Source organism: Cutibacterium avidum ATCC 25577 (assembly GCF_000227295.1).
Taxonomy (GTDB): domain Bacteria; phylum Actinomycetota; class Actinomycetes; order Propionibacteriales; family Propionibacteriaceae; genus Cutibacterium; species Cutibacterium avidum.
In genome coordinates this window covers 2371186-2398144 of sequence record NZ_JH165054.1, presented here as the reverse complement: position 1 = coordinate 2398144, position 26959 = coordinate 2371186, and the positions used below count along the sequence as shown (strand labels likewise).

The window sequence follows — 26959 nt, the reverse complement described above, 5'->3', positions numbered from 1 at the left end:
TTCGAATCAGAACTCTCCGGCGAAGTCACCCTCCTCCAGACGGGCCTTGATGCCCGACAGGAAGCGGGCCGCCACGGCACCGTCGATGAGGCGGTGATCGTAGGACAGCGACAGGTACATCATGTCGCGAATGGCGATGGTGTCCTCACCGAACTCGTTGGTGACGACGACCGGGCGCTTCACCAGGGCACCGGTGCCGAGGATGGCAACCTCGGGCTGATTGACGATCGGGGTGTCGAAGAGAGCACCGGCCGAACCGTAGTTGGTGATGGTGAAGGTGCCACCGGCCAGCTCATCGGGAGTGACCTTGTTGTCACGGGTGCGAGCAGCGAGGTCGCCGATCTGGTGAGCCAGTCCAGCGATGTTGAGGTCGCCGGCGTTCTTGATGACCGGAACCAGCAGGCCACGCGGGGTGTCGACGGCGATGCCGATGTTCTCGGAGGCGCCGTAGGTGATCGTCCCGGCCTCGGTGTCAATGTTCGCGTTGAACTTCGGGTTGGCCTTGAGAGCCTCGACGACAGCCTTGGTGATGAACGGCAGGTAGGACAGGCCGACTCCCTCGCGAGCCTTGAAGGCGGCCTTCTCGGCCTTGCGGATACGGGAGATGGCGGTCATGTCCACTTCGACGGTGGCAGTGAGCTGGGCGGACACCTGCAGGGACTCCACCATGCGGGAGGCGATGACCTTGCGAAGACGGCTCATCTTCTCGGTGGTGCCACGCAGGGCGGCAGCCTCCGGAGAGACTTCCTGAGAGGCCTTGCGAGCCGAACCAGTGGGCTTCGGGGAGGCCGGAGCCGGAGTGGCGGAGGGAGCCGGAGCGGGGGCCGGGGCCTCCTCGGACTTGGCAGCGGCCAGCACGTCCTGCTTGCGGATGCGACCACCGACACCGGTTCCGGTGATGGTGGACAGGTCTACGTTGTTCTCCTTGGCCAGCTTGCGGACCAGCGGGGTGACATAGACGTCGGAGGACGGGTTGGTGGCGCGCGGGGCGACCTCGTTGGTGCCAGTCGGCATCGGGGCCTCAGGGGGCTTCGGGGCAGCCGGGGCGGGGCCGGGGCCTTCTCGGCCTTGCTCTTCACCGGCTCGGGCTCGGCCTTCTCGGCGGGCTCAGCCTTGGGCTCGGTGGGCTCAGGAGCCGACTCGGCGGTGGAGGGGTCGCCGATGATGGCCAGCACGGCGCCGACCTCGGCGTCTTCGTCCTCGGGGACCTTGATCTCGAGCAGGGTGCCGGAGGCGGGGGAGGGGACCTCGGTGTCTACCTTGTCGGTGGACACCTCGAGTAGGGGCTCGTCAGCCTCGACGGTGTCTCCGACGGCCTTGAGCCAGCGGGACACGGTGCCTTCGGTGACGGACTCGCCCAGAGCCGGCAGAGTGACCTCAACACCCTTGGCCGCACCACCAGCAGCCGGAGCAGGCTTCTCCTCGGCGGCGGGTTCGGGCTCAGGCTCCGACTCGGGGGTCTCGTCATTTCCGCTGGGGGCCTCAGCTGGAGTCGACTCGGCGGTGGAGGGGTCGCCGATGATGGCCAGCACGGCGCCGACCTCGGCGTCTTCGTCCTCGGGGACCTTGATCTCGAGCAGGGTGCCGGAGGCGGGGGAGGGGACCTCGGTGTCTACCTTGTCGGTGGACACCTCGAGTAGGGGCTCGTCAGCCTCGACGGTGTCTCCGACGGCCTTGAGCCAGCGGGACACGGTGCCTTCGGTGACGGACTCGCCCAGGGCGGGAAGAGTGACTTCGGTCGACATGTGTTGGAGCTCCTTTGCAAGCCGCGACGGATTCGTTGCAAGCCTAGCCGGACTATGGGCAAATGTGCAGTTGGTCCCATTTCTGAAGTCGGAAAAATCTCATCCGAACGTGGCGGAGGGCAGGGCCCGTGGACCCTGCCCTCCCGACGATCGAGTTGATCAGTCAGCCAGATTGGCGGCGAGCTGCACCAAGGTGCGCACCCCGAATCCGGTTCCCTGGATCGGGGTGTAGTCGTGCGGTGTGGCGTTGTTGTAGGCCGGGCCGGCGATGTCGAGATGGGCCCAGTCGATTCCAGGGGCCACGAAGCTTTGCAGGAAGGCGGCGGCGAGCATCGCGCCACCTTCGCGACCACCGGAGGACTTGACGTCGGCGACGTCAGAGTGCAGGTGCTCGCGGACCTCGTCCGTGATGGGAAGTTCCCAGAAGTCCTCGCCGGCGGCCTCGGAGGCGTCCAGCAGGGTGTCGGCAGCCTGTGCTCCGGAGGTCATGACTCCGGCAGTGTGGTTGCCGAGGGCGACCATGCAGGCGCCGGTGAGGGTGGAGATGTCGACGAGGTAGTCCGGTTCGTCCTCACAGGCACGAGCCAGGCCGTCAGCCATGACGATGCGGCCCTCGGCGTCGGAGTTGCCGTTCTCGACGGTCTTGCCGCCATACATGGTGACGACGTCGGAAGGGCGCCATGCCGATCCGGACGGCATGTTCTCAGCCATGCAGCCGTAGGCGATGACGCGGACGTTGAGGCCCAGACGCGCGACCGCGCCCACGGTGGCGAGCACCGCGGCAGCACCGCCCATGTCGCACTTCATGGTGTACATGCCGGCAGCAGTCTTGATGTCGAGGCCGCCGGAGTCGAAGGTGATGCCCTTGCCCACCAGGGCCAGGGTGGTGGTGGCACCTTCCGGGGCGTACTCGACGCGGACCAGACGCGGGGAACGGGCCGAGCCGCCGCCGACGGCCAGGATGCCCCCGAATCCGCCACGGACGAGAGCCTTCTCGTCGAGAACCTCGACGTTGACGTCCTTGAGGTCCTTGCACCACGACTGCACTGAGGCGGCGAAGGTCTTCGGGTAGAGCAGGTTGGCCGGGGCATCCACCCAGTCACGAGCGGTATAGACGGCATCGGCGAGGATCCGGGCCTTGTCGAGCTCGGGCTTGGCGCCACGAGCATTGGAGACGATGGTCACAGTGGAGACCTCGGGGACATCCGGGTTCGCGGTGACGACAGGCACCTTGTAGCAACCGAGCAGGGCACCCTCGGCAGCGATACGAACCTGCTCAGCCGAGCCGGTTCCCATGTCGACGGCGACCTTGAGGCTGGTTCCGTGCGACAGGGCCGCGGCGGCACGGGCGCCGGCACCGGCAGCCTTGCGTAGGGCCTCACCGTCAAATCCTTCAGCTCCGCAGCCGACCAGAACGAGGTTGTTCCCGGACCAGGGCAGCACCGCGGTGGACCCAAGCTTCGTCGAGCCGCCAGCGCGAATGGCAACCTCGGCCAGTGAAGCGCCGAAGGTCTCCTCGGCCTCCTTCACGGCTCGCGGTGCAAGTCCCTGGACGACGGGGCCCTGGGAGCCCTCGACCAGGCCGGCAATCACGACGTCGGCGCCGTTGGCATTGCGGGAGACCTTGAGATCGGGACGCGGACGGATGGGTAGCTCGGTGCTCTTGGCCACGAGGATTCCTCTCATTCGGGGGGTCGGTTCAGGATGGGCCCGGTCAGACTCGGGCCGACGCCTCGTCTGAAGCCTAGTCGAGGTGCGTCGAGCGCGGGACGGTGCGGTACGAATGACGCGCCGTTATGGTGTGCTCGTGAACTCAACCACCCCGGCCAGCCAGGACACGGCGCCTTCTCGTCGTGCCAGCCATTCCACGTTGCGGATGGCCTTGGACATCGTCACCGTCATGGCCGGAATTGCCCTGCTCGTGTGGGGCATCGTCGTGATGGCCTCGCCGACGATCTCGTGCCGTGGCGTCGAGATGCATCCGGGAGACACCTGCCACAAGGCCACCTACACCGCCACCCGCACGGACACGGTGCAGACATACGAGCAACGACGTCAGTCTATTGCCCAGTCTCGCCCCACGGTCACAGGTCTTGGGGTTGCAGTAACGGTTTTCGGGGTCGTGATGAGCTGGCAGACCGTCAAGGTCCGCCGCCAGGATCACTCCTCGGACAGCCCCATCGGGCCGTAAACGACATCCTCGTCCTGCATGAGAGTGACCTCGTCGACACCGGCATCCTGCAGCTCGGGCCAGGTCTCGGAGAGCCATGCCTCGGCTTCCTCCTGAGATTCGAACTGCTGGCCAGCGCCAATTTCGCCGAGGTGCTCAGCTCCCTTGACGGTGACGCGAGACTGTTTGAAAACCCACGAGTAACTCATACCTACAAGACAACCACGTCCGTGCCACGGAAGGGATACGGACGTGGCAACGACGCAGAGTTTGGTCTGGAGATCAGTGTCAGTCGATCTTCTCACCACGCTCGATGCGCGGTTCCGGGTTGCGCCACCGGCGCACGGTCATCGCCCGGTTGTTGAGATAGGCCCACAGACCGCGCAGAGGAGCGTTGGGGTAGCGGGCACGGATGCCCTTCTTGGCCCCGTGCCACAGTCGCCAGGAGTCGACCAGCCACAACAGCATGACCATCAGCATGCCCAAGGACATGGCGTTGATGGCGCCGACCGCGGTGGGGGCGATGAAGAGCATGGCCAACCAGATCACCATGACGGCCAGGAAGATCGGCATGATGAACTCGCTGAACGTCCAGCGCGAGTCGACGTAATCGCGGATGTAACCGCGCTCGGGTCGTCGTTCGGCAGCCTCCATGGCGGCGGCCTGACGCTCTCGCTTGGCCAGACGCTCGCGCTTTCGGGCTTCCTTCTTGCTCAGGGTCGGGTTGAGGCGCTCACGGCGGGCAGCCTCGGCCTTGGCGCGGGTCGGGGTCGGACCCTTCTTCGCGATGTGGCGAGGCTTGGGCTGTGCCGCGGGTGTTGCCTGTGCAGCTGCGCGGTGTTCCTTGGCAGCGCCGTTGCTCTTGTCAGCGTGACGCCTCTTCTCGGGCTGCTTCTCCTGCTTGGTGTTCGCCGCATCAGAGGTGGGCCTTGGGGCAGCGGTGGCCGAGGACGGGGAGGACTCGGTGCTGGACACCGGCTCTGCCGTGACGGTCTCGTCCGTCGAGTCGGCTTTCTTGCTGTCTCCCTGCTCGTAGGGGCGGAACAGTCCCACGATCCATCCTCTTTTGTGTCGTACTCGTGCCCACGGTGGCCAGTTCCAGCCGGGGCGACCCTGTCTGGGCTGAGAAGATTGTACGGGTATTGCTCTGGGTTGTTGTTGCGCGGTCCCGTACTCTGATGGTCAGGCAACCGCAATGCTGACGACTTCCCGGAGTCATCAAGCACCGAAGGGGAAGGATACGACTCCACCTATGGCTGGCATATTTGCACGACTTTCGACGGTTTTCCGTTCCAAGGCGAACAAGGCCCTCGACAAGGTTGAGGACCCGCGCGAGACCCTCGACTACTCCTACCAGCGTCAGCTCGACATGTTGCAAAAGGTGCGTAGGGGCGTTGCCGACGTCGCCACGAGCCGCAAGCGAGTCGAGCTGCAGATGAACCAGCTGCAGGCCGACGTCGACAAGATGCAGAATGCGGCTGCTCGCGCCCTCGAGCAGGGCCGCGAGGATCTGGCTCGTGAGGCCCTGACCCGCAAAGCCACCCTGCAGGCCCAGCTCAACGACCTGCAGACTCAGCACGCCACCTTGCAGGCTGAGGAGGAGAAGCTCATCCGCGGTTCCCAGCGTCTCCAGGCTCGTGTGGATGCCTTCCGCACGAGGAAGGAGACCATCAAGGCCACCTACTCGGCGGCTGAGGCTCAAACTCGTATCAATGAGGCCTTCACCGGTCTGAACGAGGAGATGGGCGACATCGGCATGGCGATCACGCGTGCCGAGGACAAGACCATGGAGCTTCAGGCCCGTGCAGGAGCCGTTGACGAACTCATGGTCAGTGGAGCCATCGAGGATCCCACCCGTAGCTATGGCGACGACATCACTCGCGAGCTCGACAACCTTGCCAGTGACCATTCCATCGATGCCGAGCTGTCGGCCCTCAAGGCGCAGCTGGATACCGGCCACGACAATTCCACTCCGGAGCTCGAGTCCGGTTCCGGCGCGGGGATGAACCCGGAAACCGGATCGCGTGCTGTGCGACGTCAGGAGGGCCAGTCATGATCATTCGTATCGTTGGTGAGGGCCAGTGGCAGGTGCCCGACACCGAGATGAACCATCTCAACCGTATTGATTCCCGCGTCGAGCACGCCATCGAGACCACCTCGCAGAGTGAGCTCACCGAGGCTCTCTCTGAGCTGGTGACGACCGTCCGCACGATAGGTACCCCGATTGCCGACGACAACATTGTCGACTCGGACCTCATCGTTCCCGACGTCTCGGCGACGATCGAGGAGGTCTCGGTCTGGCTCTCGGAAAACCCTGCCGGAGACGGTCTCATTCCCGGCTGACAGAGGTGAAGCACCCCTGTTCCGCTGCGCGCTTAATCGGCACAGTTCGATGTCGACGGGGCGCTGCGGATACAGTGGACGATGCGACGGGACGACATACCCGCCCGATCCACCAGGATCGAACGCCCGGGTCATCCCCCGGGACCGTCCATCACACGTTCTTGGAGTCCACATGACCGACACCGTCAACGCCCCCACCACCGATGGAATCGTCCTCACCGATGCCGCTGCGGCCAAGGTGAAGTCCCTGCTCGATCAGGAGGGACGCGACGACCTCGCCCTGCGTTTGGCCGTGCAACCCGGCGGTTGCTCGGGTCTGCGTTACCAGCTCTTCTTCGACGAGCGCCACCTCGACGGTGACGTCGTCAAGACCTACGGCGGGGTCAATGTGGTGACCGACCGAATGAGCGCTCCCTACCTCGCCGGTGCCACGATCGACTTCATGGACACCATCGAGAAGCAGGGGTTCACCATCGACAACCCCAACGCGACCAGCACTTGCGCTTGTGGGGATTCCTTCCACTGAGCCGATTCTGACTACCGGGATCACTTCCCCGACAGACCTTCTGGGGTCATTGAGGCGTTTCGTCAGTCCTGCTGGGCGGACGGAGCGCCTTATTTTCGCTATTGTTCGGTGTGACAGACACAACAGTCACCTGTCCCCACCGTCGGGTCGGGGCCGGGCTTGCAATGGGGAAGGGTGAGCCGTGGGACGCAGAGTCAGCTGGCGACACGACCTTGACCGGGACGTGCCCCGAAGTGGCAGCGGTGTTGCCGGGAAGGTCGGTGGTGCCTGTGCCGCAATGATTGCGGTACTGGCACTGAGCGGCTGTGGTGACACCGGACCCGGACGTGCAGCTCGTCTCGGTCTCGTCGATCCGGCGTCCGACCGTGCCGTGCACATGGGAAACATGTGGATTGGTGCATGGGTTTCGGCGCTCGTCATCGGTGTGTTCGTGTGGGGCCTCATCGGATACGCAGCCTTCAAGTTCCGTCGTAAGGACGGAGATCCGGTGATTCCACGGCAGTCGCGGTACCACCTTCCGCTTGAGGTGCTGTACACCATCGTTCCGTTCCTCGTCATCGGCGTGCTGTTCTTCTACACCGTCCGTACTGAGAACAAGGTGCTCGAGAAGAATCCCGAGCCTCAGCATGTCGTCAATGTCGTCGGACAGAAGTGGTCCTGGACGTTCAACTACATGGAACAGAAGAACCCGGATGTCGGCGGTGCCGTCACCCATGAGGTGGGCACCATCGAGAAGATCCCGGATCTCTACCTTCCCGTGAACGAGTCGGTGCGCTTCCACCTCAATTCCGCCGATGTCATCCACTCCTTCTGGGTTCCGGCCTTCTACTTCAAGATGGACGTCATCCCAGGTCATCCCAACCAGTTCGACCTCACCCCGACGAAGATCGGCGTTTACGACGGCAAGTGCGCCGAGTTGTGTGGTACCTACCACGCCAACATGATCTTCAAGGTGCATGTGGTGTCGGTCGGGGACTACAACAAGCACCTCCGGCAGCTCAAGGCTCAGGGCGACATCGGTGAGATCAAGCCTCCGAATTCCGTCGCCGCCCTCACCACCGCCGAATCGAAGGAGGGGGAGAAGAAGTGACCAGCGCATCTATCGCCCAGCGAACCGCGGTGCGTCCTGCGGTGACACGCGAGGAGCGTCGCAAGACGAGCTTCGGCGCTCTCGTCTGGGATTACATGACGACCACCGACCACAAGAAGATCGGACGGCTGTACTTCGGCACGTCGCTGTTCTTCTTCGCCTTTGGTGGCATTCTCGCCCTGCTCATCCGAGCCGAGCTGGCCTATCCCGGCATGCAGTTCATGCACCAGGAGACCTTCAACCAGCTCTTCACGATGCACGGCACGATCATGCTGTTGATGTTCGCCACCCCGCTGTTCTCCGGGTTTGCGAACTTCTTCATGCCTCTCCAGATCGGTGCCCCCGACGTCGCCTTCCCCCGTATCAACCAGTTCGCGTACTGGCTGTACCTCTTCGGCTCGTTGATGGCCTGTGGCGGCTTCCTCACCCCTGGTGGCGCTGCCAGCTTCGGTTGGTTCGCCTACGCCCCGCTCTCGGACGCCATCAACTCCCCGGGAGTCGGTGGTGATCTGTGGGTCATGGGTCTGTACCTGCTGGGTCTGTCGTCCATCCTCGGTGCCGTCAACTTCGTGACGACGATCATCCTCATGCGTACTCCGGGTATGACGATGTTCCGGATGCCGATCTTCTCCTGGAACATCCTCATCACCTCGATCATGGTCTTGGTCGTCTTCCCGGTGCTGTCCGCCGGTCTGCTCGTCCTCGAGGCTGACCGAGCTCTGGGAGCCCACATCTTCGATGCTGCGAATGGCGGACCGATCCTGTGGCAGCACCTCTTCTGGTTCTTCGGACACCCTGAGGTTTACGTCATCGCCCTGCCGTTCTTCGGCATCATCACCGAGGTCCTCCCGGTCTTCAGTCGCAAGCCGGTTTTCGGTTATGTCGGTCTGGTGTTCGCCACCCTGGCCATCGGCGGTCTGTCGGTGTCTGTGTGGGCCCACCACATGTTCGTGACCGGTGCGGTCTCTCTGCCGTTCTTCTCCTTCATGACCTTCACCATTGCCGTTCCGACGGGCGTGAAGTTCTTCAACTGGATTGGCACGATGTGGGGCGGGTCGTTGAGTTTCGACACACCGATGCTCTTCGCCATCGGCTTCCTGACGACCTTCCTCTTCGGTGGTCTGACCGGCGTCATGCTCGCCAGCCCGCCGATGGACTTCAACGTCTCAGACACCTACTTCGTGGTGGCCCACTTCCACTACGTGCTGTTCGGCACCGTGGTGTTCGCGATGTTCGCCGGCTTCTACTACTGGTGGCCGAAGATCACCGGGCACATGCTCAACGAGACCTGGGGCAAGATTCACTTCTGGACTCTCTTCGTCGGATTCCACACCACCTTCCTCGTCCAGCACTGGCTCGGTGTCGAGGGCATGCAGCGTCGTATCGCTGACTATGGCTCCTGGGAGGGATTCACCCTCTTGAACCAGGTGTCGACCTTCGGCGCCTTCCTGCTGGCCATCTCGATGCTGCCATTCGCCTGGAACGTCTGGATCACCCGTCATGACCCGAACATCGAGGTCGATGATCCGTGGGGTTGGGGCCGTACCCTCGAGTGGGCCACCTCGTGTCCGCCGCCTGCCCACAACTTCACCAAGATGATTCGCGTTCGTTCCACTTCCCCGGCCTTTGACATCAACCATCCGGAGGCCGCCCTGGCTCCCGAGACCGAGGAAGCTAACCCGCGTGAACTCGTCCACTCCGGCAAGGAGGATGCCTGATGAAACCGGAACGTTGGGTCTTTGGCGGACTTGGTCTGTTCTACCTTGTCGTCACCCCGATCTACTGGTTCACCGCCCATGAGGTCGCCGGCACCTGGGTGCTGGGGCTGTCGGGGGCCATGGCCCTGATGGTGTTCTTCTACGTCCAGGTCGTCGCCAAGAAGATCAATCCGCGTCCTTCCGACGAGAAGGATGCTGAGGTGATCGACGGGGCTGGACCAGTGGGATTCTTCCCACCGCAGAGCATCTGGCCCTTCTGGTGTGCTCTCGTCGTGGCAATCATGTGCCTCGGTCCGGTCTTCGGGTGGTGGATCTCGCTGCTCGGTCTGGGCATCGGAATCTGGGCTGCTTCGGGTTGGGCATTCGAGTACTACCGCGGGGACTACCAGCACTGACCGCGTCTCACCGACAATGTGAAGGCCGGGACCGTCATGATGACGGTCCCGGCCTTTTTCGTCGGAGGATACTGCTGGCGGTCCTGGCTCAGATGGCCTCTGCAATGGGCCGAGAACCGTTACGGAAGCGAATGAACCGGCCAACCGTGGTCTCGTCGTCCAGACAGGCCAGAGCCGCCTGAGCGACGGCCTCACGGGACACGGTGGCGTCCTTGTAGTCCTCGCCCTCCTCCAACACATGGATGCCGGTGGCGGGATCGTGGCTGAGGGTCACCGGGCCGAGGATGGTCCATTGAACCGTCGAGCGCATGGTGTGGCGGTCGGCATCGGCCTTTGCGTCGGCATAGGGGAAGAAGTCGTTGTCGGAGGGGACACCGTGGTCGGGGCTGCCGCACCACGAGATGAGCACGAACCGCGGTCCGTGGGAGGAACGCGCAATGGCGTCGACGAGGTGCTTGCAGGCATCGCGGTCGACGGCATAGGTGTCCTCGGGGCTGCCCTTGCCACCTGCTCCGGCCGACCACACCACAGCGTCGTGACTGTTGACGAGGTCGTCCCACTGAGAAGGGCGCAGACAGGTGACATCAGCGACGATGGGATTCCCGCCGCACCTGACGACGTCAGCAGCTTGGTCTTCACGCCGAATGACGGAATCGACGTGACGACCCTTCGAACTGGCGTGCTGGGCGAAGTGCCTGGCGACGTGTCCATGGCCACCAATGATGAGGATTCGATCTGCTGTCATGCCTCTCACCCTAGAACTGACAAGGTCGGGCCAGGGCGAGCGACGGTGACAGTTCGCCAGCAGCTCAGGTCCAGCTGCGCTGCAGGGGACGTCCCTCCTCATATCCCGAGGGGGACTGCACGCCGATGACGGCCTTCTCGTGGAACTCCTCGAGGTTGGCCGCGCCGGCGTAGGTGCAGGAGGATCGCACTCCGGAGGTGATGAAGTCGACGAGGTCCTCAACTCCAGGACGCTGGGGATCCAGGTACATCTTCGACTGGGAGATCCCTTCCTCGAACAGGGCAGCGCGGGCCCTCTCGAAGGCGCTGCGCTGGCGGGTGCGGTGACGAACTGCACGGGCCGAGGCCATCCCGAAGGACTCCTTGTACAGGCGGCCATCGTGATCGACGAGCATGGCTCCGGTGGACTCGTGGGTGCCGGCGAACCACGAGCCGATCATGACCGATCCGGCTCCGGCCGCCAGGGCGAGGGCGACGTCACGGGGGTGACGGATGCCTCCATCAGCCCAGATGGCCCCGTCGGCCTCGGCGGCTGCCTCAGCGCACTCCAGCACCGCCGAGAACTGGGGGCGCCCGACGCCGGTCTGCATACGGGTGGTGCACATGGCGCCCGGTCCAACACCGACCTTGATGATGTCCGCCCCGGCCTCCAGCAGGTCCAGGGTGCCGCGCCGGGTGACGATGTTGCCAGCCACGATAGGGATACGGCGTCCGGTTTTCTCTTGGAAGGCAGTGCGAACCTTGTCCGCCACGCCAATGGCCCGGATCATGGGGTCCTGGTGGCCGTGAGCGGTGTCCATGACGAGGACGTCGGAACCGGAGTCCAGAGCGCTACGAGCGCGACCGGCGACGTCGCCGTTGATGCCGATGGCAGTGCCGATCATGAGGCGACCGTCGGGATCGACGGCAGGGCGGTAGATCTCGGTGCGCAGCGCGCCACGGGACGTCATGATGCCGACGAGGACGCCGGTCTCGTCGACGGCCACAGCGACCTTCTGGTGACGCTCTGCGAGGGCCTGGAAGACGTCGTCCGGGCTGGCGTCAGGGCCGACCAAGGTGAGGTCGGTGGTCATGACCTCATGGCACTGGGCGAAGCGGTCGACGCCCTCCGCCTCGGCAGGGGAGACCAGTCCGACCGGGCGATGGTCCTCGATGACGAGGACGACGCCATGGGCGCGCTTGTTGAGCAGATTCATGGCCTCGCCGACGGTCGTCGTGGGATTGACGGTGACCGGGGTGTCGAAGCGGGTGTGGGCACCCTTGACCCGACGTATGGACCTCGCGACGAAGTCAGCGGGGATGTCCTGGGGCAGGATGGCGATGCCGCCGCGGCGGGCGATCGTCTCGGCCATCCGTCGTCCGGAGATTGCGGTCATGTTGGCCACAGCGAGGGGTAGGGGAGTGCCCAGCCCGTCGGTCGACGTCAGATCGACATTCATCCGAGACCCGACCGAGGAACGGTTCGGGGCCATGAAGACGTCGTTGTACGTCAGGTCGTAGTTCGGCTGCTCGTTGAGAAAACGCACGTTCCCATTCTCCCACGTCGTCATTCTCCAGTCATGTCCTGACGGGTCGCGGCACACTGGTGTCATGAGCTCGATCGTCGATGACGTATTGGCCGCGGTGGAAGCCCTGCCGCCGAGAACGGTGGTGTCCTACTCTGACCTTGCCGAGCTCGTCGGAACCTCCCCACGGCGGGTCGGCACGATCATGGCCGGTCACGGTCATGAGGTGGAGTGGTGGCGAGTCACCAATGTGCGTGGGACCCTGCCCGACCACCTCATGGAAGAGGCTCGCCGTCACTGGGATGACGAGGGGTTGGGTGGAGGAGTCGATATGCTGCGCGCCCATGCCCCCGATCCGCAGGAGTGGGAGCTCAACTGGCAGAGATTGCGCATCCAGGCATGACGAAGGCCCCTCGACCGAGGGGCCTTCGTACGGGTTCAGAAGGGGTCAGTTGGTGATCTCGGCATTGCCCGCGGAGTGACCGGAACCGATCTCGGTGTGGTGGCGAGCGGCCTCCAACTCCTCGCGGGTGACCTTGGGAACGTTGTCCCCGAGGAACCACTTCATCCAGCGAGCGCGCTTCTTGCTGACGCGACGGCCGCGGTCGTCGATGGAACCAGCGGTGAGGACCGGGTAGGTCTTCTGCTGGGTGAGGGTCCAGGCCTCCTCCTCGCTCACCGGCACGTGAGCCTCGTGGAAGGCGCCATCGGGCTCGCGGATGATCTCACCCGAGGGCGACCCGTGCAGCAGGCGCTGACGGTCAGCACGCTGCAGGGACACGCAGATCCGCTTGGTGATCTGGTAGGTGATGATCGGGACGATGAAGATCGCACCACGCATGAAGTACGTGATCGAGTTCAGCGACGGGTGGAAGTGGGTGGCGATGATGTCGTTGGCACCCGACAACCAGAACATGGCGTAGCAGCTCATGGCAGCAACACCGAGGGCGGTACGTGTCGGGACGTTGCGCGGACGGTCGAGCAGGTGATGCTCGGACTCGTCACCGGTGATCCACTTCTCGACGAAGGGCCATGCCACCAAGAGGGTGAACAGCACGCCCATGAGGCACACACCGGGCAGGAAGATGTTCCAGCTCCAGGTGGTGTGACCGATGTGCCACTCCCAGTTCGGTGTGATACGGACAGCGCCCTCGAGCCAACCCATGTACCAGTCAGGCTGGGATCCAGCGGTGACCTCGCCCGGGTTGTAGGGGCCGAACTTCCAGACCGGGTTGATCTGCATGAAGGTGCCCATGAGGGTCAGGACGCCGAAGACCACGAAGAAGAAGCCACCGGCCTTGGCGGCGTACACCGGGAACAGCGGGTAGCCCACGACGTTCTTCTCCGTCCGTCCGGGTCCCGGGTACTGGGTGTGTTTGTGGTACACGACCAGGGCGAGGTGTGCGGCCACCAGGCCCAGCAGCAGGGCCGGGATCAACAGGATGTGCACCATGTAGAGACGGGGCACGATCGCGGTGCCGGGGAACTCGCCGTTGAAGACGAAGAACTCAACCCACGTGCCCACCAGCGGGATGGCACGCATCAGGCCGTCGGCGAAGCGGAGACCGGTGCCCGAGAGCAGGTCGTCAGGCAGCGAGTATCCGGCGAAGCCCTCAACCATGGCCAGCATGAAGAGCCCCAGGCCGATCAGCCAGTTGATCTCACGAGGCTTGCGGAAGGCACCCGTGAAGAAGATGCGCAGCATGTGGACGGTGGCTGCTGCCACGAAGAGGATGGCTGCCCAGTGGTGGATCTGGCGGACCAGCAGGCCACCACGCACCTCGAAGGAGAGGTCCAGGGTGGAGGCGAACGCCTCCGACATGGGCGTTCCCTTGAGCAACTGGTACGGACCGTTGTAGTCGACCTCGGCCATCGACGGCTTGAACCAGATAGTGAGGAAGACACCCGTGAGCAGTAGGACGACGAAGGAGTAGAGAGCAATCTCGCCCAGCAGGAAGGACCAGTGGTCAGGGAAGACCTTGCGCAGGTTCTCCTTGCCCATCTTGGCAAGACCCAAACGGTCGTCGTGCCAGTTGACGATCCGCATCCCGCGGCCCGAGGGCTTGTCGTCAGCCGTCGCAGTGCGCAGGGTGGGTGATTCCTCGGCGATGCCAGTTGGCCGGGCCATCAGTTGTCACCCTTCTTGTAGTCGTGACGAGAATCTCGCTCGAAGTAGGACGGGCCCACCGGAACGGTGAAGTCGCTGCGAGCGACCAGGTAACCCTTGTCGTCGACGGTGATGGGCAGCTGCGGCAGCGAGCGTCCGGCGGGACCGAAGACGACGACACCGGAGTCACCTAGATCGAAGGTCGACTGGTGGCAGGGGCACAGCAGATGGTGGGTCTGCTGCTCCCACAGGTTGACGGGGCAACCGACGTGGGTGCAGATCTTGGAATAGGACAGGATACCGCCGACCTGCCAGTCCTTGCGGGACTCGGGGATCTTGATGGAATCAGGATCCATCCTGACGATGAGGATGGCGGCCTTGGCCTTCTGACGCTGGAACTCAGCGCCTTCGAGATCCTTGAGGTTCTCGGGCTCCGCGTTGACCAGCTGGCCGATCTCGAGGTCGGAGGCCTTGATCGGCTGGAAGGTGATGTCGTTGACGAGTCGGACGCCCTCGGCCCAGATGGTGCGCTCGATGGTGGCGCGACGCATTCCGGGGCCGGGCTTCGGACCGAGGTCAGCAAGGGTGACGATGGCCGGGACAGCCATGATGCCGATGGCACCACCAAGGGCGCTGCCGATGAGCTTGCGTCGGGAGAGGCCGGACTGCTCGGCGCCGATGCGCCACTGCTTGGCGAACTCCTCGCGATCAGCGGTATCGGAATTGACCGGGTGCCGCTCCTGAACGATCTCTTCGTCGCCCATGATCTGCTTGGCCCAGTGGATGCAGGCGATGCCGATGAACAGCACCGCGAGGCCGGCACACAGACCCAGCGCGAAGGTCGAGGCGTTCATGTGGAGCGGCCCGATCTCGATGGTGGCGTCGCGGGGGATCGCGAAGTAGAAGACGACGAAGGCGATGGCGAGAACGGGGACCAGTCCCAGCAGGGTGATCACCTGGAGGTAGGCCCGGTTTCCGGCCTTCGGATTGGCGTCGGTGTACCGCTCGACGTGGGGCTCGACGCCCGGGTTCTCGACCGGCAGGTCGTTGCGTTCGGTGTACTTGTCGCTCACTTCGCGCGAGCCCCCTTCCGTGCCAGCCATCCGGCGACCAGGACGAGGCCGCCAATGCCGATGATCCAACCGAACAGGCCCTCAGTGACCGGGCCGATGCCGCCGAGGGCGAATCCGCCGTTGTTGGGCTCAGAGTGTGCGGTCTGGAGGTAGCCAATGATCTCGCGGGCGTCCTGGTCGGTGATGACCGACTTGGAGAACACCGGCATCTGCTGCGGGCCGGTGCGCATGGCCTCGTAGATGTGCTTGTCGGACGTCTTCATGAGGGAAGGCGCGTAAGCACCTTCCGGGAGCGCGCCACCGCGTCCCTCAATGTTGTGGCAGGCTGAGCAGTTGGTCTTGAACAGCTCAGCGCCCCGAGCCAGCTCCCCAGCACTCAATCCCGAGGTGTTGAGGGTCTGGGAGGAGGGGACCTCCGGACCGGGGGTCAGAGAGGCGACGTAGGCGCCGACCGAAGCGATTTCCTCATCGGTGAACTTCGTGTTCTTGGAGGGGGCCTGAGCCTCGGGACGAGCCATCGGCATGCGGCCGGTGCCCATCTGGAAGTCGACCGCAGCCGCGCCGACACCGGCCAAGGACGGCCCCTGGGTGGTTCCCTCGCCGTTGAGGCCATGACAGGAGGAGCAGTTCTGCTGGAAGATCTCCTTGCCCTGGGCCATCTGGGTCGACGCATTGGTGTCAGCCTGCCCAGAAGCCGAGGGGCTGACGAAGGTGTACACACACCCCACCAGGATCAAGGCCAAGAGCAGCAGCACGGGTTTGGCTGCCCGGCTGTGCCGTTTCGTGGAGAGGACTCTCATCACCACAGTCACCTTTCTCGGGTTGGGGGTCAGCGCACGATGTAGATCACCGAAAACAGGATGATCCACACGACGTCAACGAAGTGCCAGTAGTAGGAAACGACCATTGCCGTGACCGCCTGCTCGTGGGTGAACCGACGAGCCATGTAGGTGCGGGCAAGGGTGAGCAGGAACAGGACCAGGCCGCCGGTCACGTGCAGGCCGTGGAAGCCGGTTGCCAAGAAGAAGGCCGAGAAATAGACGCTCGAGGAGATGGTGTGACCCTCGCCGATGAGGGTGATGTACTCCGCGACCTGTCCAGCGATGAACACCGCGCCCATGATGAAGGTCAGGGTGTACCACTCGCGCATGCCCCAGGAGGTGATGGCGCCGAGGCCCTTGGTCCGCTTGACCTGGCCATGCTCCGCGGCGTGAACACCCATCTGACAGGTCACCGACGACACCACCAGGATGAGGGTGTTGATGGCGGCGGCACCGACGGCCAGGTGACCGGATTCGGTCTGCCAGAGGGTCTGCTGCCCAGCCGTTGCCAAGTCGCTCGTCGTCTGGCGAATCATGAAGTAGGCCGCGAAGAGAGCGGCGAAGAACATGAGCTCGCTCGCCAGCCACACCCAGACACCCATGGGTAGGGCATCGGGACGACCTGCCGGCGCGTTGAGTCGCGTCGGCGCGATCGGATGGATGGCGCCCGTCGGTCGTTGTGAAGTCTGCGCTGAAGTGGCCACGGCCTCATTATGGCCGGAAATGTGTCATTGGTCATGTCGTTTCGCCGTTCCAGTTCGATTCGAGGTTGATTCTCTGGGGTCAGATGGCAAAATGCAGCGCTTTGTCCGAAGGTGTGATACTGGTCGTCTCAGTAGTCAGGATGGTCTCAGACCCAATGAGGCGCCGCAGGCTGTAGCATCACCCATGTTGCATCCGGCCTATTGGTGGCCGGCAGCTCAGTCAGTCCCACACAGTCGAGGGAAAGGGCCGCTCATGGGTGACAAGCACGGGGAGCCGTCGGGCGCTCTCAAGATTCTCGTTTACTCCGATGATCGCACTGTTCGTGAGCAGGTAAAGGTCGCGTTGAGCGGGACGATCGCCTCGGACCTTCCGCGTGCCGAGGTCATCGAGACAGCTACCCAGGCCTCGGTCGTCGATGCCGTGAGCAGCGGTCACTATGACGTCCTGGTCGCTGATGGTGAATCGACTCCGTATGGCGGGATGGGGGTGTGTCATCAGCTCAAGGACGAGGTTGAGGATTGTCCCCCGGCCGTCCTCCTGGTGGCTCGCATCGCCGATGCGTGGTTGGCGTCCTGGTCCCATGCTGACGCCGTCGCCACCCGTCCTGTCGATCCGGTGGCCCTGCCCCAGACGGTGGCGTCAGTGGTTCGTGTTTCCCGTGGCGAGACTGCGAAGCCCGCCGCACAGACCATCTGACTCGAAGGAGTTCTGTGTCCGAGGATCACATCGACGAATTCACCTGGGCCGACCTGCTGACCGATCTGGTCGCGAGGCGCGACATGGATCGTGGCACCGCTGCCGCAGCGATGGAGAGGGTCCTGTCCGGAGAACTGACTCCAGTACAGGTTGCGGGCTTCGCAGTGGCACTGCGGGCCAAGGGCGAAACCGCCGATGAGATCGCGGGTATGGCAGAGGGAATGATGGGCCAGGCCACACCGGTGGAATTGGATCGCGATGCCGTTGACATCGTCGGTACCGGTGGCGACCGTGCCAATACTGTCAACATCTCGACGATGGCGGCCCTCGTTGCCGCTGGCGCCGGGGCCAAGGTCGTCAAGCACGGCAATCGCGCCGCCAGCTCCGCCTGCGGAACGGCAGACTGCTTGGAGGCTCTTGGCGTTGGAGTCGACATTGATCCGGAGCGCCAGGCGGATGTTCTTGACGAGGTGGGCCTGGTCTTCCTCTTCGCCCCGCGCTACCACGCTTCCTTGCGTCACGCCGCCCCGGCCCGCAAGGAGCTCGGCATCCAGACCACCTTCAACCTCCTCGGCCCGCTGACGAACCCGGCCCGCCCGCACGCTGCGGCGATCGGTATCGCAGATGGTGCCATGGCTCCGCTGGTCGCCGACGCCTTGGCGGCGCGAGGCACTCGCGGACTGGTCTTCCATGGCGAGGATGGTCTCGATGAGCTGACGACCACGACGACGTCGCAGGTCTGGGTAATCTCCGACGGCAAGGTTGCCGAGACCGCGATCGATCCGGCCGCCTTGGGCCTGACTCCGGCTGCTCCGGCTGACCTGGTGGGTGGGGACCCACAGTTCAACGCTGGCGTCGTTCGCAAGGTCTTGGCGGGGGAGCGCGGCCCGGTGCGCGACATCGTCCTGCTGAACGCGGCGGTAGCCTTGCTGGCCCATGACGGGCCGACGATTGACGAGGAGCTCGTCCCGCAGCTGGCTCAGGAGCTGGAACGTGCGGTCCAGTCCATTGATTCCGGGGCTGCCAGTGGTCGCCTCGATCGCTGGATCGCTGTTACCTCAGACTGATTGCAAGCGCTATCCACGGCCCGGCCCACAAGGCCGGGCCGTATGCAAATGCTGATCCCCATGGTGAGGGTCGGCGTCGGCGGATGAGTGTCGTCACGATCGCCATTACCGCTCCCAGCACGGTTGAGGCAAGCAAAGTCGTCATGCCAGCCTGGAAGATGTCTGGGTGAGGGGCAAGAGCGCCCGTGGTCGCACCGAGAAACCCCGTCCCGGCTGACAGCCTGACGTCCCCATACCCAAGGGAGGAGCTCAGCCGCCACATCAGCCAGAAGAAACCTGTTGATACCGCTGCCACGGCAACGCACCCGACCAGGGCTGGTAAGTACGGTGGATCCGTGACAGCCAGACCTGCGACGAGTGCGACTGCTGATTCGGCGACACATCGACGCCACAACTTCACCGGCAGGAAGGTGGTTGCTTGATCGACGGCCGCCAGGGTCGCGACCGATCCGGACCAGACCCACCAGGGTCCCCAGCTCCACCGTGGAGCAAGGGTTGAGGATAATCCGCATACGGCGGCTGTTGCGGTGACGATGAGGGTCCGGGTCGGTGTGGCCAGGGAGTCATATCGCGGCTTGATGGCCAGGATCTCGTCACCCACCACCTCGACAGTTGGTTCTGCCAGCCGGGGGGACGGTGACGAGAAGATGCCACAACGCGAGCCCGCAGGAGATTGCAATCCCGATGACGGCCCACATGAGGATGGCTCACAAGGACGTGATGGGCTCGGGGGTGGCGAGCAGACCACGGGCCTCGCATGCCGCTCGACCCCGAAGTCGCGTCATCTCGGTGCACATGTCTTCCTCTCCGTCGAGGAGGGCCTGAGCCTGGGGGATCGTCACGTCGAGCATGGCGGCGATGTCCTCGACGTCACAACCAGTTTTCTGAAGGGCGAGAGCCCTGGTCTGGGTACTTCTGGCTGGTACGACCCTGTCGCGTGCTGCCTCGACATCGTCGACACTGACCGTGAGGATACGCATGGCATCGATAACACGAATCCGTTTCAGGGGCCGGTCACCCTGCCCGGCGAGCCGTCGGACGGTCTGGCTTGGGACGTGAGCGAGGAGGGCGATGACTCGCCATGGGATACGACATTCATGAACGAGGGAACGGACGTGGAGGGAGAAGTAGCGGGCGTCGACCCATGCTGTCGACGTTGCCGAGGACTGTAGATCGGGTCCAATCATGTGACAGGCCTTTCTGTCGGTGGGGTGTCCCGAGGGGTGTTGAACACTCATCTAATGGGCATAAGTGCCACCACAGAAGCCCAATGTGACATCAAAACTGTGTTGTTACATGACTGTTACATTGCGGACCATACAACGACACTGGATTACACAAATGGGAATCGGGCACGTGAGTGGAGCCGTTTCACCTCCGCGAAATGTTCGATACACACGACAACGGGGCCCGTCGAGTGACGAGCCCCGTTGAAATCGTGGAGTGAGAACTCAGCGCTGGGCCTTGGTGAACCCGGCAGCCTGGGCGGCCTCCTCAGTGGCGAACCACACGTCGGCGATGGTGCGGTCATAACCGCCGGAACCGGGGACATGGTACTTCATCGAGCGGTCATTGCCCTTGATGACGTAGCCTTCCGGCGGGTTCTCACCGACGTACGAGGTGACCTTAGACTCCTCGTCCTTCTTGCTCTCCTCGGGAGCCTTGGTGGCGCCGTCCTTGGTGGTCGTCTCAGAGCGAGCGCCCTCGTCGACGAAGACGGTGGTCTCAGCGGTCGTCTCGGGAGCAGCGGCTGCGGGACCACCCTCGTCAGCCATGGCGGCGACAGGGTCGGCCGGAACCGACTTGTCCTCCTTCTTCTTCGACTCGGGCTTGGCAACCGGCTTGGAACCGTGGCTGGCCCCAGCCTTCTCGGCAGACTTGTCCTGAGTCTTCTCCTCGGCTTTGGCGGCCGGCTTCGGAGCGGGCTTGTCGGCCACCTCATCCTTGTCTCCTGGAGTCCAGGAGTAGGTGGCCTTGGGCTCATGGGCCGTCCAGCCATCGTCGGAGGAGCTCATGAAGCGCCGGCTGGCGACGATGGCAGCAGCTGAGATTCCGCCGAGAATGGCGAGAGTGCCGAGCACCTTGCCGAACTTGCCGCGGCGCTTGGCCTTCTTGACCGACTTCGTCTCGATGCCAGCCTTGGTGGCCAGCTCAGTCGACTCGCCCTTGAGGGCGGAGACGGCGGCCTGTCCACGACGGGTGGCCTCCTCGACGGCGGGCAGGACAGTGACCTTCTCGGCACGCTCCTCGAGTCCGGGCAGGACGTCTTTCTGGAAGGTGTCATAAGCCTGGTGGAGAGCCGGGACAACCTTCTCCTGGGTGTACTCCTTCGAGACGTCAAGGGCCTTCTTGCCAGCCTCGACGGCCTGGCCGGAAATGGGTCCGAGCTTCTCGGAGATGGGGCCAATCTTGTCCGAGAGCTGATCGGTCAGCGGCCCGATCTTGTCATTGACCTGCGCGGCCAGCGGAGCGGCCTTGTCCTGGGCGGCTGTGAGGTATGCGGCGGCGATCTCCAGCGCCTGTGCACGCTGCTCCTTGAGCGTGCTGGGGCTGCTTGCGGCGGCGGTCTTGCGGGAAGCCTTCTTCTTGCAGGACACGGTTCCTCCAATTCGTATGGGATAAAGCTCGTGATCGAGCACTCCCCACGGTATCCATCAAATGGCCCTCAGACCAGGGAACCGCAGTTCCTGGTGTTCACTGGAGGGTCAATTCCGGTCAGTCCAGTGTGAGACTCAGTAGTCTGGAATCGACCACATCGTTTCTCATAGGAAGGCAGGCAGGTGGCCTCTACCGCGACTCTGCACACCAACCACGGCGACATCGTCCTCAATCTCTTTGCCGATCAGGCTCCCAAGACCGTCGAGAATTTCGTCGGCCTGGCTGGCGGCACCAAAGAGTACGTCGACCCGCACACTGGTCAGCCGACCACTGGCAAGTTCTACGACGGCTTGACCTTCCACCGTGTCATCGACGGGTTCATGATCCAGGGCGGTTGCCCCCTCGGTACCGGAACTGGCGGCCCCGGCTACCAGTTCGCTGACGAGTTCCACCCCGAGCTCGCCTTCTCCAAGCCCTACCTGCTGGCCATGGCCAATGCGGGCCCGGGCACCAACGGTTCCCAGTTCTTCATCACCGTCGCCCCGACCCCGCACCTGAACCGTCGTCACACCATCTTCGGTGAGGTCGCGAACGAGGAGTCCCGCAAGGTCGTCGACGAGATCGCTCAGGTTCGTACTGGCCGTATGGATCGTCCGGTCGAGCCGGTCGTCATCGAGAGCGTCGAGCTGTCCTGACGCCTTGTGCCCTGGTCCTCGCGGGCTTGTTCGCGAGAACCAGGGTGTCTGCCCCGAGGTGGCCGCACCTCGGGGCATTTCCACCACTGTCGCTTTTCCCCGTCATCGACGGCTCTGGACCGGAGGAGATTTATGCCTGACCGATGGAGTGAGCACCCCGTCCGCCCCGCCCCGGCACTGTGTCCGGCGTCGCTGGCCCTGGCCGTCGTGACCGTGCTGGTGACTATTGCGGCACGATTCACCCCCTTGTCGTCGATGTTGGCCTCTGGAGCCGTGAAGGCCTATGACTTCCAGATCTGGCGGCCGCTGGTCTTCTCCTTGACGACGTCGTCCATCTTCGGTGCCGTCCTGAGCGGTTTGCTCTTGGTGCTCATCGGCCATCAGATCGAGCCGATGACCGGTTCGGTGCAGTTCGCCTTCCTGTACCTGCTGTGTGGGGTCGGTGGATCGACGGCGATCAGCCTTGCGGGGGCGTCGTACTGCTTCGAAGGATCCCTGTGTGGCTTGTTTGGCTTGATGGCGGCATCGGCGGTCGTCAAGTACGTCCAGAAACAGGACGTTCGCGCGGACGTTGTGTTGCTGACGATGTTCATCATCTGGGCCATCGTGATTGGGTCGTACACCTGGATCGCCGATATCGGCGCAGTTGTCGTTGGAGCGGTGTCTGGCTGGGCATGGCTGCAGACCCGGTGGTCCTCACACCGTCGCCAGCTCGGGGCGGGATTGGCAATCCTCGCGGTCTGTCTCGCCGCCCTCGTCGTCACCTGGGTGGTGTGAGGCGGCTACTCGCACGGCGAGTTCTTCCGTGGACATCCAACAGTGGGCTGGCCATGACCATTCCCCGGTGATGTCAACGAGCCGGACCCCAGGTTCTTCAAACCATGATGCAACCAACTCGGCTTCCTCGATGGTGCATGCCGGTAGACCTGCTGGGGGAGGGGCGACGCTCTCCGCCGTTGCGCAGATCGCATCGATGGTGGGCATGGGGTCGGTTCCTGTGCGGCATCGTCCTGCTCCAGCCAGTCGGCCATGTCGGACGACGTGAATCTCCCAGAAAGCGCCTTCCCGCCGAGCCGCCACGATCTGGCGACAGGACGCCAAGGACGTCAACCGGGCACGTCGTCGGGTTGCCCTCAGCGCTTCTCGGGCGTCCTCGGTGTATTCTGCGGCCTCCTCGAAGCGCTCGGCGTCGGACAGGTGGGCGATTCGTTCCGCAAGCCGATCTGTGAGATCACGGACGTCCGAGGTCATGGCCGTGCGAGTGCGGTCGACGATTGCTGAGTAGTCGGTGGCAGGATTCAGGCAAGGGGCTGAGCACCGTCCCATCTCCGCCAACGGGCACCCGTCAGGATGACGTGACAGTGATCCGCTGCACTGTCGAAGGCCAAACGCTTCAGCGAGGACGATGGCGGCGCGAGTTGCCGCTCGACGACTCGTGAACGGTCCCCACGGCGGCTGTGAACCGCGATGGGCCCGTTGCATCACAGAGGGGCGGGGATGAGCTTCGTCAGTGAGGGTGACCCACCACACCGACCCTTGGCGACGCGAACGACGGTTGTACCGCGGCCGGTGGGCGTCAATGAGACGTAGCTCTCGCACTCCCGCCTCAAGACGAGTCGAGCATTCTCGGGCTTTCACCCCTGTTGCGACCCGGACCATCTCGTCCATCCGGCGCCGCGTCTCGGAGGCTGTGAAGTACTGCGACACCCGTCGTCGAATATTGACCGACGTGCCCACGTAAAGTACCTCGGGCGGGGAGGGCGCTGGTTTGTCGAGGCAGAACCAGTACACGCCAGGTCCTTCCGGGAGGCCCTTGGCCCACACCCGGCGGCGTCGCCGAGCTTGAGGGACCCGGTGAGTCATCTCCAGCAGGTCTTCCAAGGTGGTGACGCCGAGGTTTCCCACTCGTTCGATGAGACCGTGCAGGACGTCGACAGTCGCCCGAGCATCAGCCAGTGCGCGATGAGACGGCGTCGTCGTGGTCCGAAACAACTGGGACAGGGTGCCCAACCTGTAGTTGCGAACCTCGTCACGGGGGAGCACGGAGCGAGCCAGCGCGAGGGTGTCCACGACAGCAGGGTTCTCCCACGAGTAGTCATGCTCGGCATAGGCGCGCTTGAGGAAGCCGACGTCGAAGCGGGCGTTGTGGGCCACCAGCACCGTGCCCCGACTGAATTCTGACCAACTCGGCAGGACGGCGTCCAGTGGTGGTGCAGGCCGGACCATGGTGTCCGTGATACCGGTGAGGACCTGGACGGAAGCCGGAATTGGCTCGGACGGGCGGACGAGGGTCTGGAACTCACCTTCGACGTGACCTCCGCACACCTTGACCGCCCCGATCTCGGTGATCTGGGCGTTGTCGCCAGTGCCGGTGGTCTCGAGGTCGACGACGCAGAAGGTGACGTCGGGCAGAGGAGTGCCCAGATCGTCGAAGGAGGGCTGGAGAGGTGCGGCACTCATGATCGGGACGGTAGACACTCCCTGTGACAGGATGTGTTGGACATGGGCGAGACCGATGGAGAACAGCCGTGTCAGAGCCGTGGCGCGCACGGATATCGACGATGGACGCGCACTGGTGTGAGCGTTTTCCCTGAAGAGTTGCCCAGCTCCTGAGGACCACATAAGATTCTCTCAGTCGGCAAGGATGGTCCGGGCTCGACGGCCAAATCACAGTTGGACGGATGATTCGGTCCCACCGCGTCATGGTGCGGTCGGACTGGTCAGGTGATGGTGAAGGGTAGACAGTGGAGCGCAGATTTGGAGCTTCTCAGATGAGTGGTGGCACCCCTCGACGTGGACGGGGCGTCGCAGTAGCTGCGATGACGGGAGCAATCATCCTCGGCACGGTGGCATCGGTTGAGCTGGGAGCTCAGGCTGCTCCTGACCCCATCGATCAGGCGAAGACCCGCCTGGCTCAGCTCGACGAGCAGACCGCCAAGGTGCAGGAGGACTACACCAAGGCCCAGGCTGCTCTCGACAAGACTCAGAAGGATCTCAATCGTTCGCAGAAGGACCTCGGCGCACAGTCTGCCAAGGTGGCGACCATGCGCAAGGCCCTCGGTCGTGTTGCTCTGAGCGACTACCAGAGCGGTCGCGGCGTCTCGACGACCACCCAGCTCGTGACCAGTGGTGACTCCGGCCAGTTCCTGTCCAAGCTGGCAACCGTCCAGAACGTCACCGATCGCACCACTGAACAGTTCCAGGATTTTCAGGCTCAGCAGGCCCGGTTGGCTTCCCTGGAGTCGCAGGCCCAGGCTGACCGAGCCACCATCAAGGCTCAGCGTGACCAGCAGGCCAAGCTGCTGGCTGACGCCAAGAAGAAGGAGCAAGAGGCCAAGGAGGTCGTCGAACGCCTCTCCGCACAGCAGCGTGCCGAGCTCGAGCGTCGTCAGGCCGCCGAAGCGGCTGCTTCGACCGCCAACGTCGTGTCCCGGGCTGCGGGACGTTCTGCTGCCCCGTCAACTCCCCAGTCCGCTCAGAACGCGAAGGGTGATCAGGTCTCGATCCCCGCTCCTTCGGAAAGTGTCTCTTCCCGTGCTCAGGCCGCTCTCAGTTTCGCGATGGCCCAGCTCGGCAAGCCCTACATCTGGGGCGGAACTGGACCGTCCGGGTATGACTGCTCCGGTCTCATGATGGCCGCGTGGGGCAAGGCCGGCGTCGGTCTGCCGCGAACCGCAGCCGCTCAGTACGCGGCAGGTCGCCCAGTGGCGACATCCGACTTGCAGCCGGGTGACCTCGTCTTCTTCTACCCGGGCATCACCCACGTCGGCATGTACATCGGTGGCGGCAAGTTCGTTCACGCATCCAATCCGCGAACCGGCATCAAGATCTCCACCCTGACGTACCAGACCTCGTACCAGGGTGCGCGCCGCTTCGGCTGACCTTCCTTGCTTAGCGTCGGTATAGACATCGGCGGCACGAAAGTCGCCGCTGGTGTCGTGGATGAAAATGGCCAGATCGTTCAGCGTATCCAGTGCCCGACCCCCTCTCGCAGTCCGGAGGCCGTCGAGGACGCGATCGTCGAATCAGTTCGCGAGCTGTCCCACGACCTCCCGATATGCGCAGTCGGCATCGGAGCTGCGGGGTGGATAGACACCGAACAGGCGCTCGTGCGATTTTCCCCGCACTTGGCATGGCGTAACGAGCCGCTGCGAGATCGTCTTTCCGAGCGCATCACCGTCCCCGTTCTCGTCGACAATGACGCCAACGCAGCCGCTTGGGCCGAGTTCCGCTTCGGAGCTGGCAAGGGATCGCGTGTCATGGTGTGTCTCACCCTGGGAACCGGCATCGGTGGGGCGCTGGTCATCAATGGGCGGATGTTCCGTGGTCGTTATGGCATGGCCGGTGAATTCGGCCACATGACGGTTGTTCCAGACGGTCACTGGTGCCCGTGCGGCAACCGTGGCTGCTGGGAGCAGTACGCGTCCGGAAACTCTCTCGTGAGGGATGCTCGCGCCCTCCTGGCAGAAGGAGCTCCCGGGGTTCAGGATCTGTTGTCCTATGTCACCGATCGCGATCCTGATAACCTCGTCGGCCCTGATGTCACCCGCGCGGCCGTGGACGGCGACCGGTTGGCCATCGAACTCATTGCAGACATCGGTATCTGGCTGGGTCGTGGCATGGCCAACCTTGCCGCTGCCCTCGACCCTGACCTCTTCGTCGTTGGCGGGGGCGTCAGTGCTGCCGGGGACCTGCTGCTCGAGCCTGCCCGCACGGTGTACGCCCGCACCCTCACCGGTCGCGGTTTCCGGCCCATGGCCGACATCCAAAAGGCTCATTTCGGCAATGACGCAGGGTTGATCGGTGCTGCCGATCTCGCCCGGCACTCCATCAATGAGCCTCCGGGCCTGGCGCGCGGTTTCTGGCCGCGTCGACGTACTGCCGTCCGCAAACCACGTCGCACACTGCGTCAAAGTCTCACTGAGACCCTTACCGGGCCCGTCGTCCGGGACAGATGAGCG

At 63.9% G+C, this 26959-nt stretch carries 25 protein-coding genes and 3 pseudogenes; 14 read left to right on the top strand and 14 right to left on the bottom strand.

Going from position 1 to position 26959, the window contains the following annotated elements; translation table 11 throughout:
* Nucleotides 1–6: 6 nt before the first annotated feature.
* Together sucB and HMPREF9153_RS10750 are read right to left on the bottom strand one after the other, a co-directional pair.
* Nucleotides 7–1745: pseudogene (sucB, locus tag HMPREF9153_RS10755) on the bottom strand (2-oxoglutarate dehydrogenase, E2 component, dihydrolipoamide succinyltransferase).
* A 159-nt stretch (nucleotides 1746–1904) separates the two neighbouring features.
* Nucleotides 1905–3431, bottom strand: coding sequence for a leucyl aminopeptidase (locus HMPREF9153_RS10750; protein WP_004811871.1), 1527 nt, complete (start codon nucleotides 3429–3431; stop codon nucleotides 1905–1907).
* A 20-nt stretch (nucleotides 3432–3451) separates the two neighbouring features.
* Between HMPREF9153_RS10750 and HMPREF9153_RS10745 the strand changes: the two are divergent.
* Nucleotides 3452–3936 (top strand): annotated as a pseudogene (locus HMPREF9153_RS10745) (hypothetical protein); the annotation flags it as partial.
* Here HMPREF9153_RS10745 and HMPREF9153_RS10740 read toward each other — a convergent pair.
* Complete coding sequence (locus HMPREF9153_RS10740; RefSeq protein WP_004811869.1) at nucleotides 3906–4124, bottom strand: hypothetical protein; 219 nt, start codon at nucleotides 4122–4124, stop codon at nucleotides 3906–3908. The pseudogene HMPREF9153_RS10745 and the gene HMPREF9153_RS10740 overlap by 31 nt on opposite strands.
* A gap of 79 nt (nucleotides 4125–4203) precedes the next feature.
* Nucleotides 4204–4968 carry a DUF3043 domain-containing protein gene (locus tag HMPREF9153_RS10735; protein ID WP_004811868.1) on the bottom strand — a complete coding sequence of 255 codons (765 nt, stop codon included), beginning with the start codon at nucleotides 4966–4968 and terminating at the stop codon, nucleotides 4204–4206.
* 199 nt (nucleotides 4969–5167) lie between these two features.
* Here HMPREF9153_RS10735 and HMPREF9153_RS10730 point away from each other — a divergent pair, with 199 nt between their 5' ends.
* The 6 genes from HMPREF9153_RS10730 (at nucleotide 5168) to HMPREF9153_RS10705 (ending at nucleotide 9987) form a co-directional block, all read left to right on the top strand.
* Nucleotides 5168–5971, top strand: a complete 804-nt coding sequence (locus HMPREF9153_RS10730; RefSeq protein WP_004811867.1) for a PspA/IM30 family protein — start codon at nucleotides 5168–5170, stop codon at nucleotides 5969–5971.
* Entirely contained in the window at nucleotides 5968–6258 is a 291-nt protein-coding gene (pspAA, locus tag HMPREF9153_RS10725) for a PspA-associated protein PspAA (protein WP_004811866.1), read from the top strand. Before HMPREF9153_RS10730 ends, pspAA begins: the two co-directional genes overlap by 4 nt.
* Before the next feature lie 172 nt (nucleotides 6259–6430).
* A complete protein-coding gene (gene erpA / locus HMPREF9153_RS10720) occupies nucleotides 6431–6784 on the top strand; it encodes an iron-sulfur cluster insertion protein ErpA (protein ID WP_004811865.1) in 354 nt (117 codons plus the stop codon).
* Nucleotides 6785–6965: 181 nt separating this feature from the next.
* Nucleotides 6966–7874: an aa3-type cytochrome oxidase subunit II gene (gene ctaC / locus HMPREF9153_RS10715; protein WP_004811864.1), complete on the top strand. Its 909-nt coding sequence runs from the start codon at nucleotides 6966–6968 to the stop codon at nucleotides 7872–7874.
* The gene (gene ctaD, locus HMPREF9153_RS10710; RefSeq protein ID WP_004811863.1) at nucleotides 7871–9592 is read left to right on the top strand and encodes an aa3-type cytochrome oxidase subunit I; all 1722 of its coding nucleotides are present in this window, start codon (nucleotides 7871–7873) and stop codon (nucleotides 9590–9592) included. Before ctaC ends, ctaD begins: the two co-directional genes overlap by 4 nt.
* A complete protein-coding gene (locus HMPREF9153_RS10705; RefSeq protein ID WP_004811862.1) occupies nucleotides 9592–9987 on the top strand; it encodes a cytochrome c oxidase subunit 4 in 396 nt (131 codons plus the stop codon). The genes ctaD and HMPREF9153_RS10705 overlap by 1 nt, the downstream gene beginning before the upstream one ends.
* Before the next feature lie 88 nt (nucleotides 9988–10075).
* Here HMPREF9153_RS10705 and HMPREF9153_RS10700 read toward each other — a convergent pair whose 3' ends face one another.
* Together HMPREF9153_RS10700 and HMPREF9153_RS10695 are read right to left on the bottom strand one after the other, a co-directional pair.
* Complete coding sequence (locus HMPREF9153_RS10700; RefSeq protein ID WP_004811861.1) at nucleotides 10076–10732, bottom strand: NAD(P)H-binding protein; 657 nt, start codon at nucleotides 10730–10732, stop codon at nucleotides 10076–10078.
* A gap of 64 nt (nucleotides 10733–10796) precedes the next feature.
* On the bottom strand, nucleotides 10797–12281 hold the full coding sequence (locus tag HMPREF9153_RS10695; RefSeq protein WP_004811860.1) for a GuaB1 family IMP dehydrogenase-related protein: 1485 nt from the start codon (nucleotides 12279–12281) through the stop codon (nucleotides 10797–10799).
* A gap of 40 nt (nucleotides 12282–12321) precedes the next feature.
* On the opposite strand from HMPREF9153_RS10695, the gene HMPREF9153_RS10690 reads away from it, so the two are divergent.
* A complete protein-coding gene (locus tag HMPREF9153_RS10690; protein WP_004811859.1) occupies nucleotides 12322–12639 on the top strand; it encodes an MGMT family protein in 318 nt (105 codons plus the stop codon).
* A gap of 45 nt (nucleotides 12640–12684) precedes the next feature.
* Here the strand turns inward: HMPREF9153_RS10690 and qcrB are convergent, their stop codons facing one another.
* Genes qcrB through ctaE form a run of 4 tightly spaced genes read right to left on the bottom strand, consistent with a single transcriptional unit; the run spans nucleotide 12685 to nucleotide 16941 of the window.
* On the bottom strand, nucleotides 12685–14364 hold the full coding sequence (gene qcrB, locus HMPREF9153_RS10685; protein WP_004811858.1) for a cytochrome bc1 complex cytochrome b subunit: 1680 nt from the start codon (nucleotides 14362–14364) through the stop codon (nucleotides 12685–12687).
* On the bottom strand, nucleotides 14364–15446 hold the full coding sequence (qcrA, locus tag HMPREF9153_RS10680) for a cytochrome bc1 complex Rieske iron-sulfur subunit (RefSeq protein WP_004811857.1): 1083 nt from the start codon (nucleotides 15444–15446) through the stop codon (nucleotides 14364–14366). The genes qcrB and qcrA overlap by 1 nt, the downstream gene beginning before the upstream one ends.
* A complete protein-coding gene (gene qcrC, locus HMPREF9153_RS10675) occupies nucleotides 15413–16216 on the bottom strand; it encodes a cytochrome bc1 complex diheme cytochrome c subunit (protein ID WP_036979822.1) in 804 nt (267 codons plus the stop codon). Before qcrC ends, qcrA begins: the two co-directional genes overlap by 34 nt.
* A gap of 29 nt (nucleotides 16217–16245) precedes the next feature.
* Nucleotides 16246–16941, bottom strand: a complete 696-nt coding sequence (gene ctaE / locus HMPREF9153_RS10670) for an aa3-type cytochrome oxidase subunit III (RefSeq protein ID WP_442486008.1) — start codon at nucleotides 16939–16941, stop codon at nucleotides 16246–16248.
* Nucleotides 16942–17125: 184 nt separating this feature from the next.
* Between ctaE and HMPREF9153_RS10665 the strand changes: the two genes are divergently transcribed.
* Complete coding sequence (locus tag HMPREF9153_RS10665; RefSeq protein WP_370882833.1) at nucleotides 17126–17638, top strand: response regulator transcription factor; 513 nt, start codon at nucleotides 17126–17128, stop codon at nucleotides 17636–17638.
* Between the two features lie 14 nt (nucleotides 17639–17652).
* Nucleotides 17653–18705, top strand: coding sequence for an anthranilate phosphoribosyltransferase (gene trpD / locus HMPREF9153_RS10660; protein WP_004811853.1), 1053 nt, complete (start codon nucleotides 17653–17655; stop codon nucleotides 18703–18705).
* On the opposite strand, the pseudogene HMPREF9153_RS10655 reads toward trpD, so the two are convergent.
* From HMPREF9153_RS10655 to HMPREF9153_RS10645, 3 genes and pseudogenes are all read right to left on the bottom strand, one after another.
* Nucleotides 18692–19403 (bottom strand): annotated as a pseudogene (locus HMPREF9153_RS10655) (A24 family peptidase). The gene trpD and the pseudogene HMPREF9153_RS10655 sit on opposite strands and share 14 nt — an antisense overlap.
* A 9-nt stretch (nucleotides 19404–19412) precedes the next feature.
* A complete protein-coding gene (locus tag HMPREF9153_RS10650) occupies nucleotides 19413–19892 on the bottom strand; it encodes a hypothetical protein (protein WP_004811851.1) in 480 nt (159 codons plus the stop codon).
* A gap of 264 nt (nucleotides 19893–20156) precedes the next feature.
* Entirely contained in the window at nucleotides 20157–21302 is a 1146-nt protein-coding gene (locus HMPREF9153_RS10645; protein WP_036979819.1) for a sunset domain-containing protein, read from the bottom strand.
* 183 nt (nucleotides 21303–21485) lie between these two features.
* Here HMPREF9153_RS10645 and HMPREF9153_RS10640 point away from each other — a divergent pair, with 183 nt between their 5' ends.
* Together HMPREF9153_RS10640 and HMPREF9153_RS10635 are read left to right on the top strand one after the other, a co-directional pair.
* Nucleotides 21486–21998 (top strand): peptidylprolyl isomerase, encoded by a 513-nt coding sequence (locus HMPREF9153_RS10640; RefSeq protein ID WP_004811849.1) that lies wholly within the window; start codon nucleotides 21486–21488, stop codon nucleotides 21996–21998.
* Between the two features lie 198 nt (nucleotides 21999–22196).
* On the top strand, nucleotides 22197–22775 hold the full coding sequence (locus HMPREF9153_RS10635) for a rhomboid family intramembrane serine protease (RefSeq protein ID WP_036902339.1): 579 nt from the start codon (nucleotides 22197–22199) through the stop codon (nucleotides 22773–22775).
* Here the strand turns inward: HMPREF9153_RS10635 and HMPREF9153_RS10630 are convergent.
* Nucleotides 22695–24458, bottom strand: a complete 1764-nt coding sequence (locus tag HMPREF9153_RS10630; RefSeq protein WP_174266646.1) for a DEDD exonuclease domain-containing protein — start codon at nucleotides 24456–24458, stop codon at nucleotides 22695–22697. The genes HMPREF9153_RS10635 and HMPREF9153_RS10630 overlap by 81 nt on opposite strands.
* A 311-nt stretch (nucleotides 24459–24769) precedes the next feature.
* Between HMPREF9153_RS10630 and HMPREF9153_RS10625 the strand changes: the two genes are divergently transcribed.
* Nucleotides 24770–25879, top strand: coding sequence for a C40 family peptidase (locus HMPREF9153_RS10625; protein WP_023032513.1), 1110 nt, complete (start codon nucleotides 24770–24772; stop codon nucleotides 25877–25879).
* Nucleotides 25880–25885: 6 nt separating this feature from the next.
* Entirely contained in the window at nucleotides 25886–26956 is a 1071-nt protein-coding gene (locus HMPREF9153_RS10620) for an ROK family glucokinase (RefSeq protein ID WP_004811845.1), read from the top strand.
* Nucleotides 26957–26959: the final 3 nt, after the last annotated feature.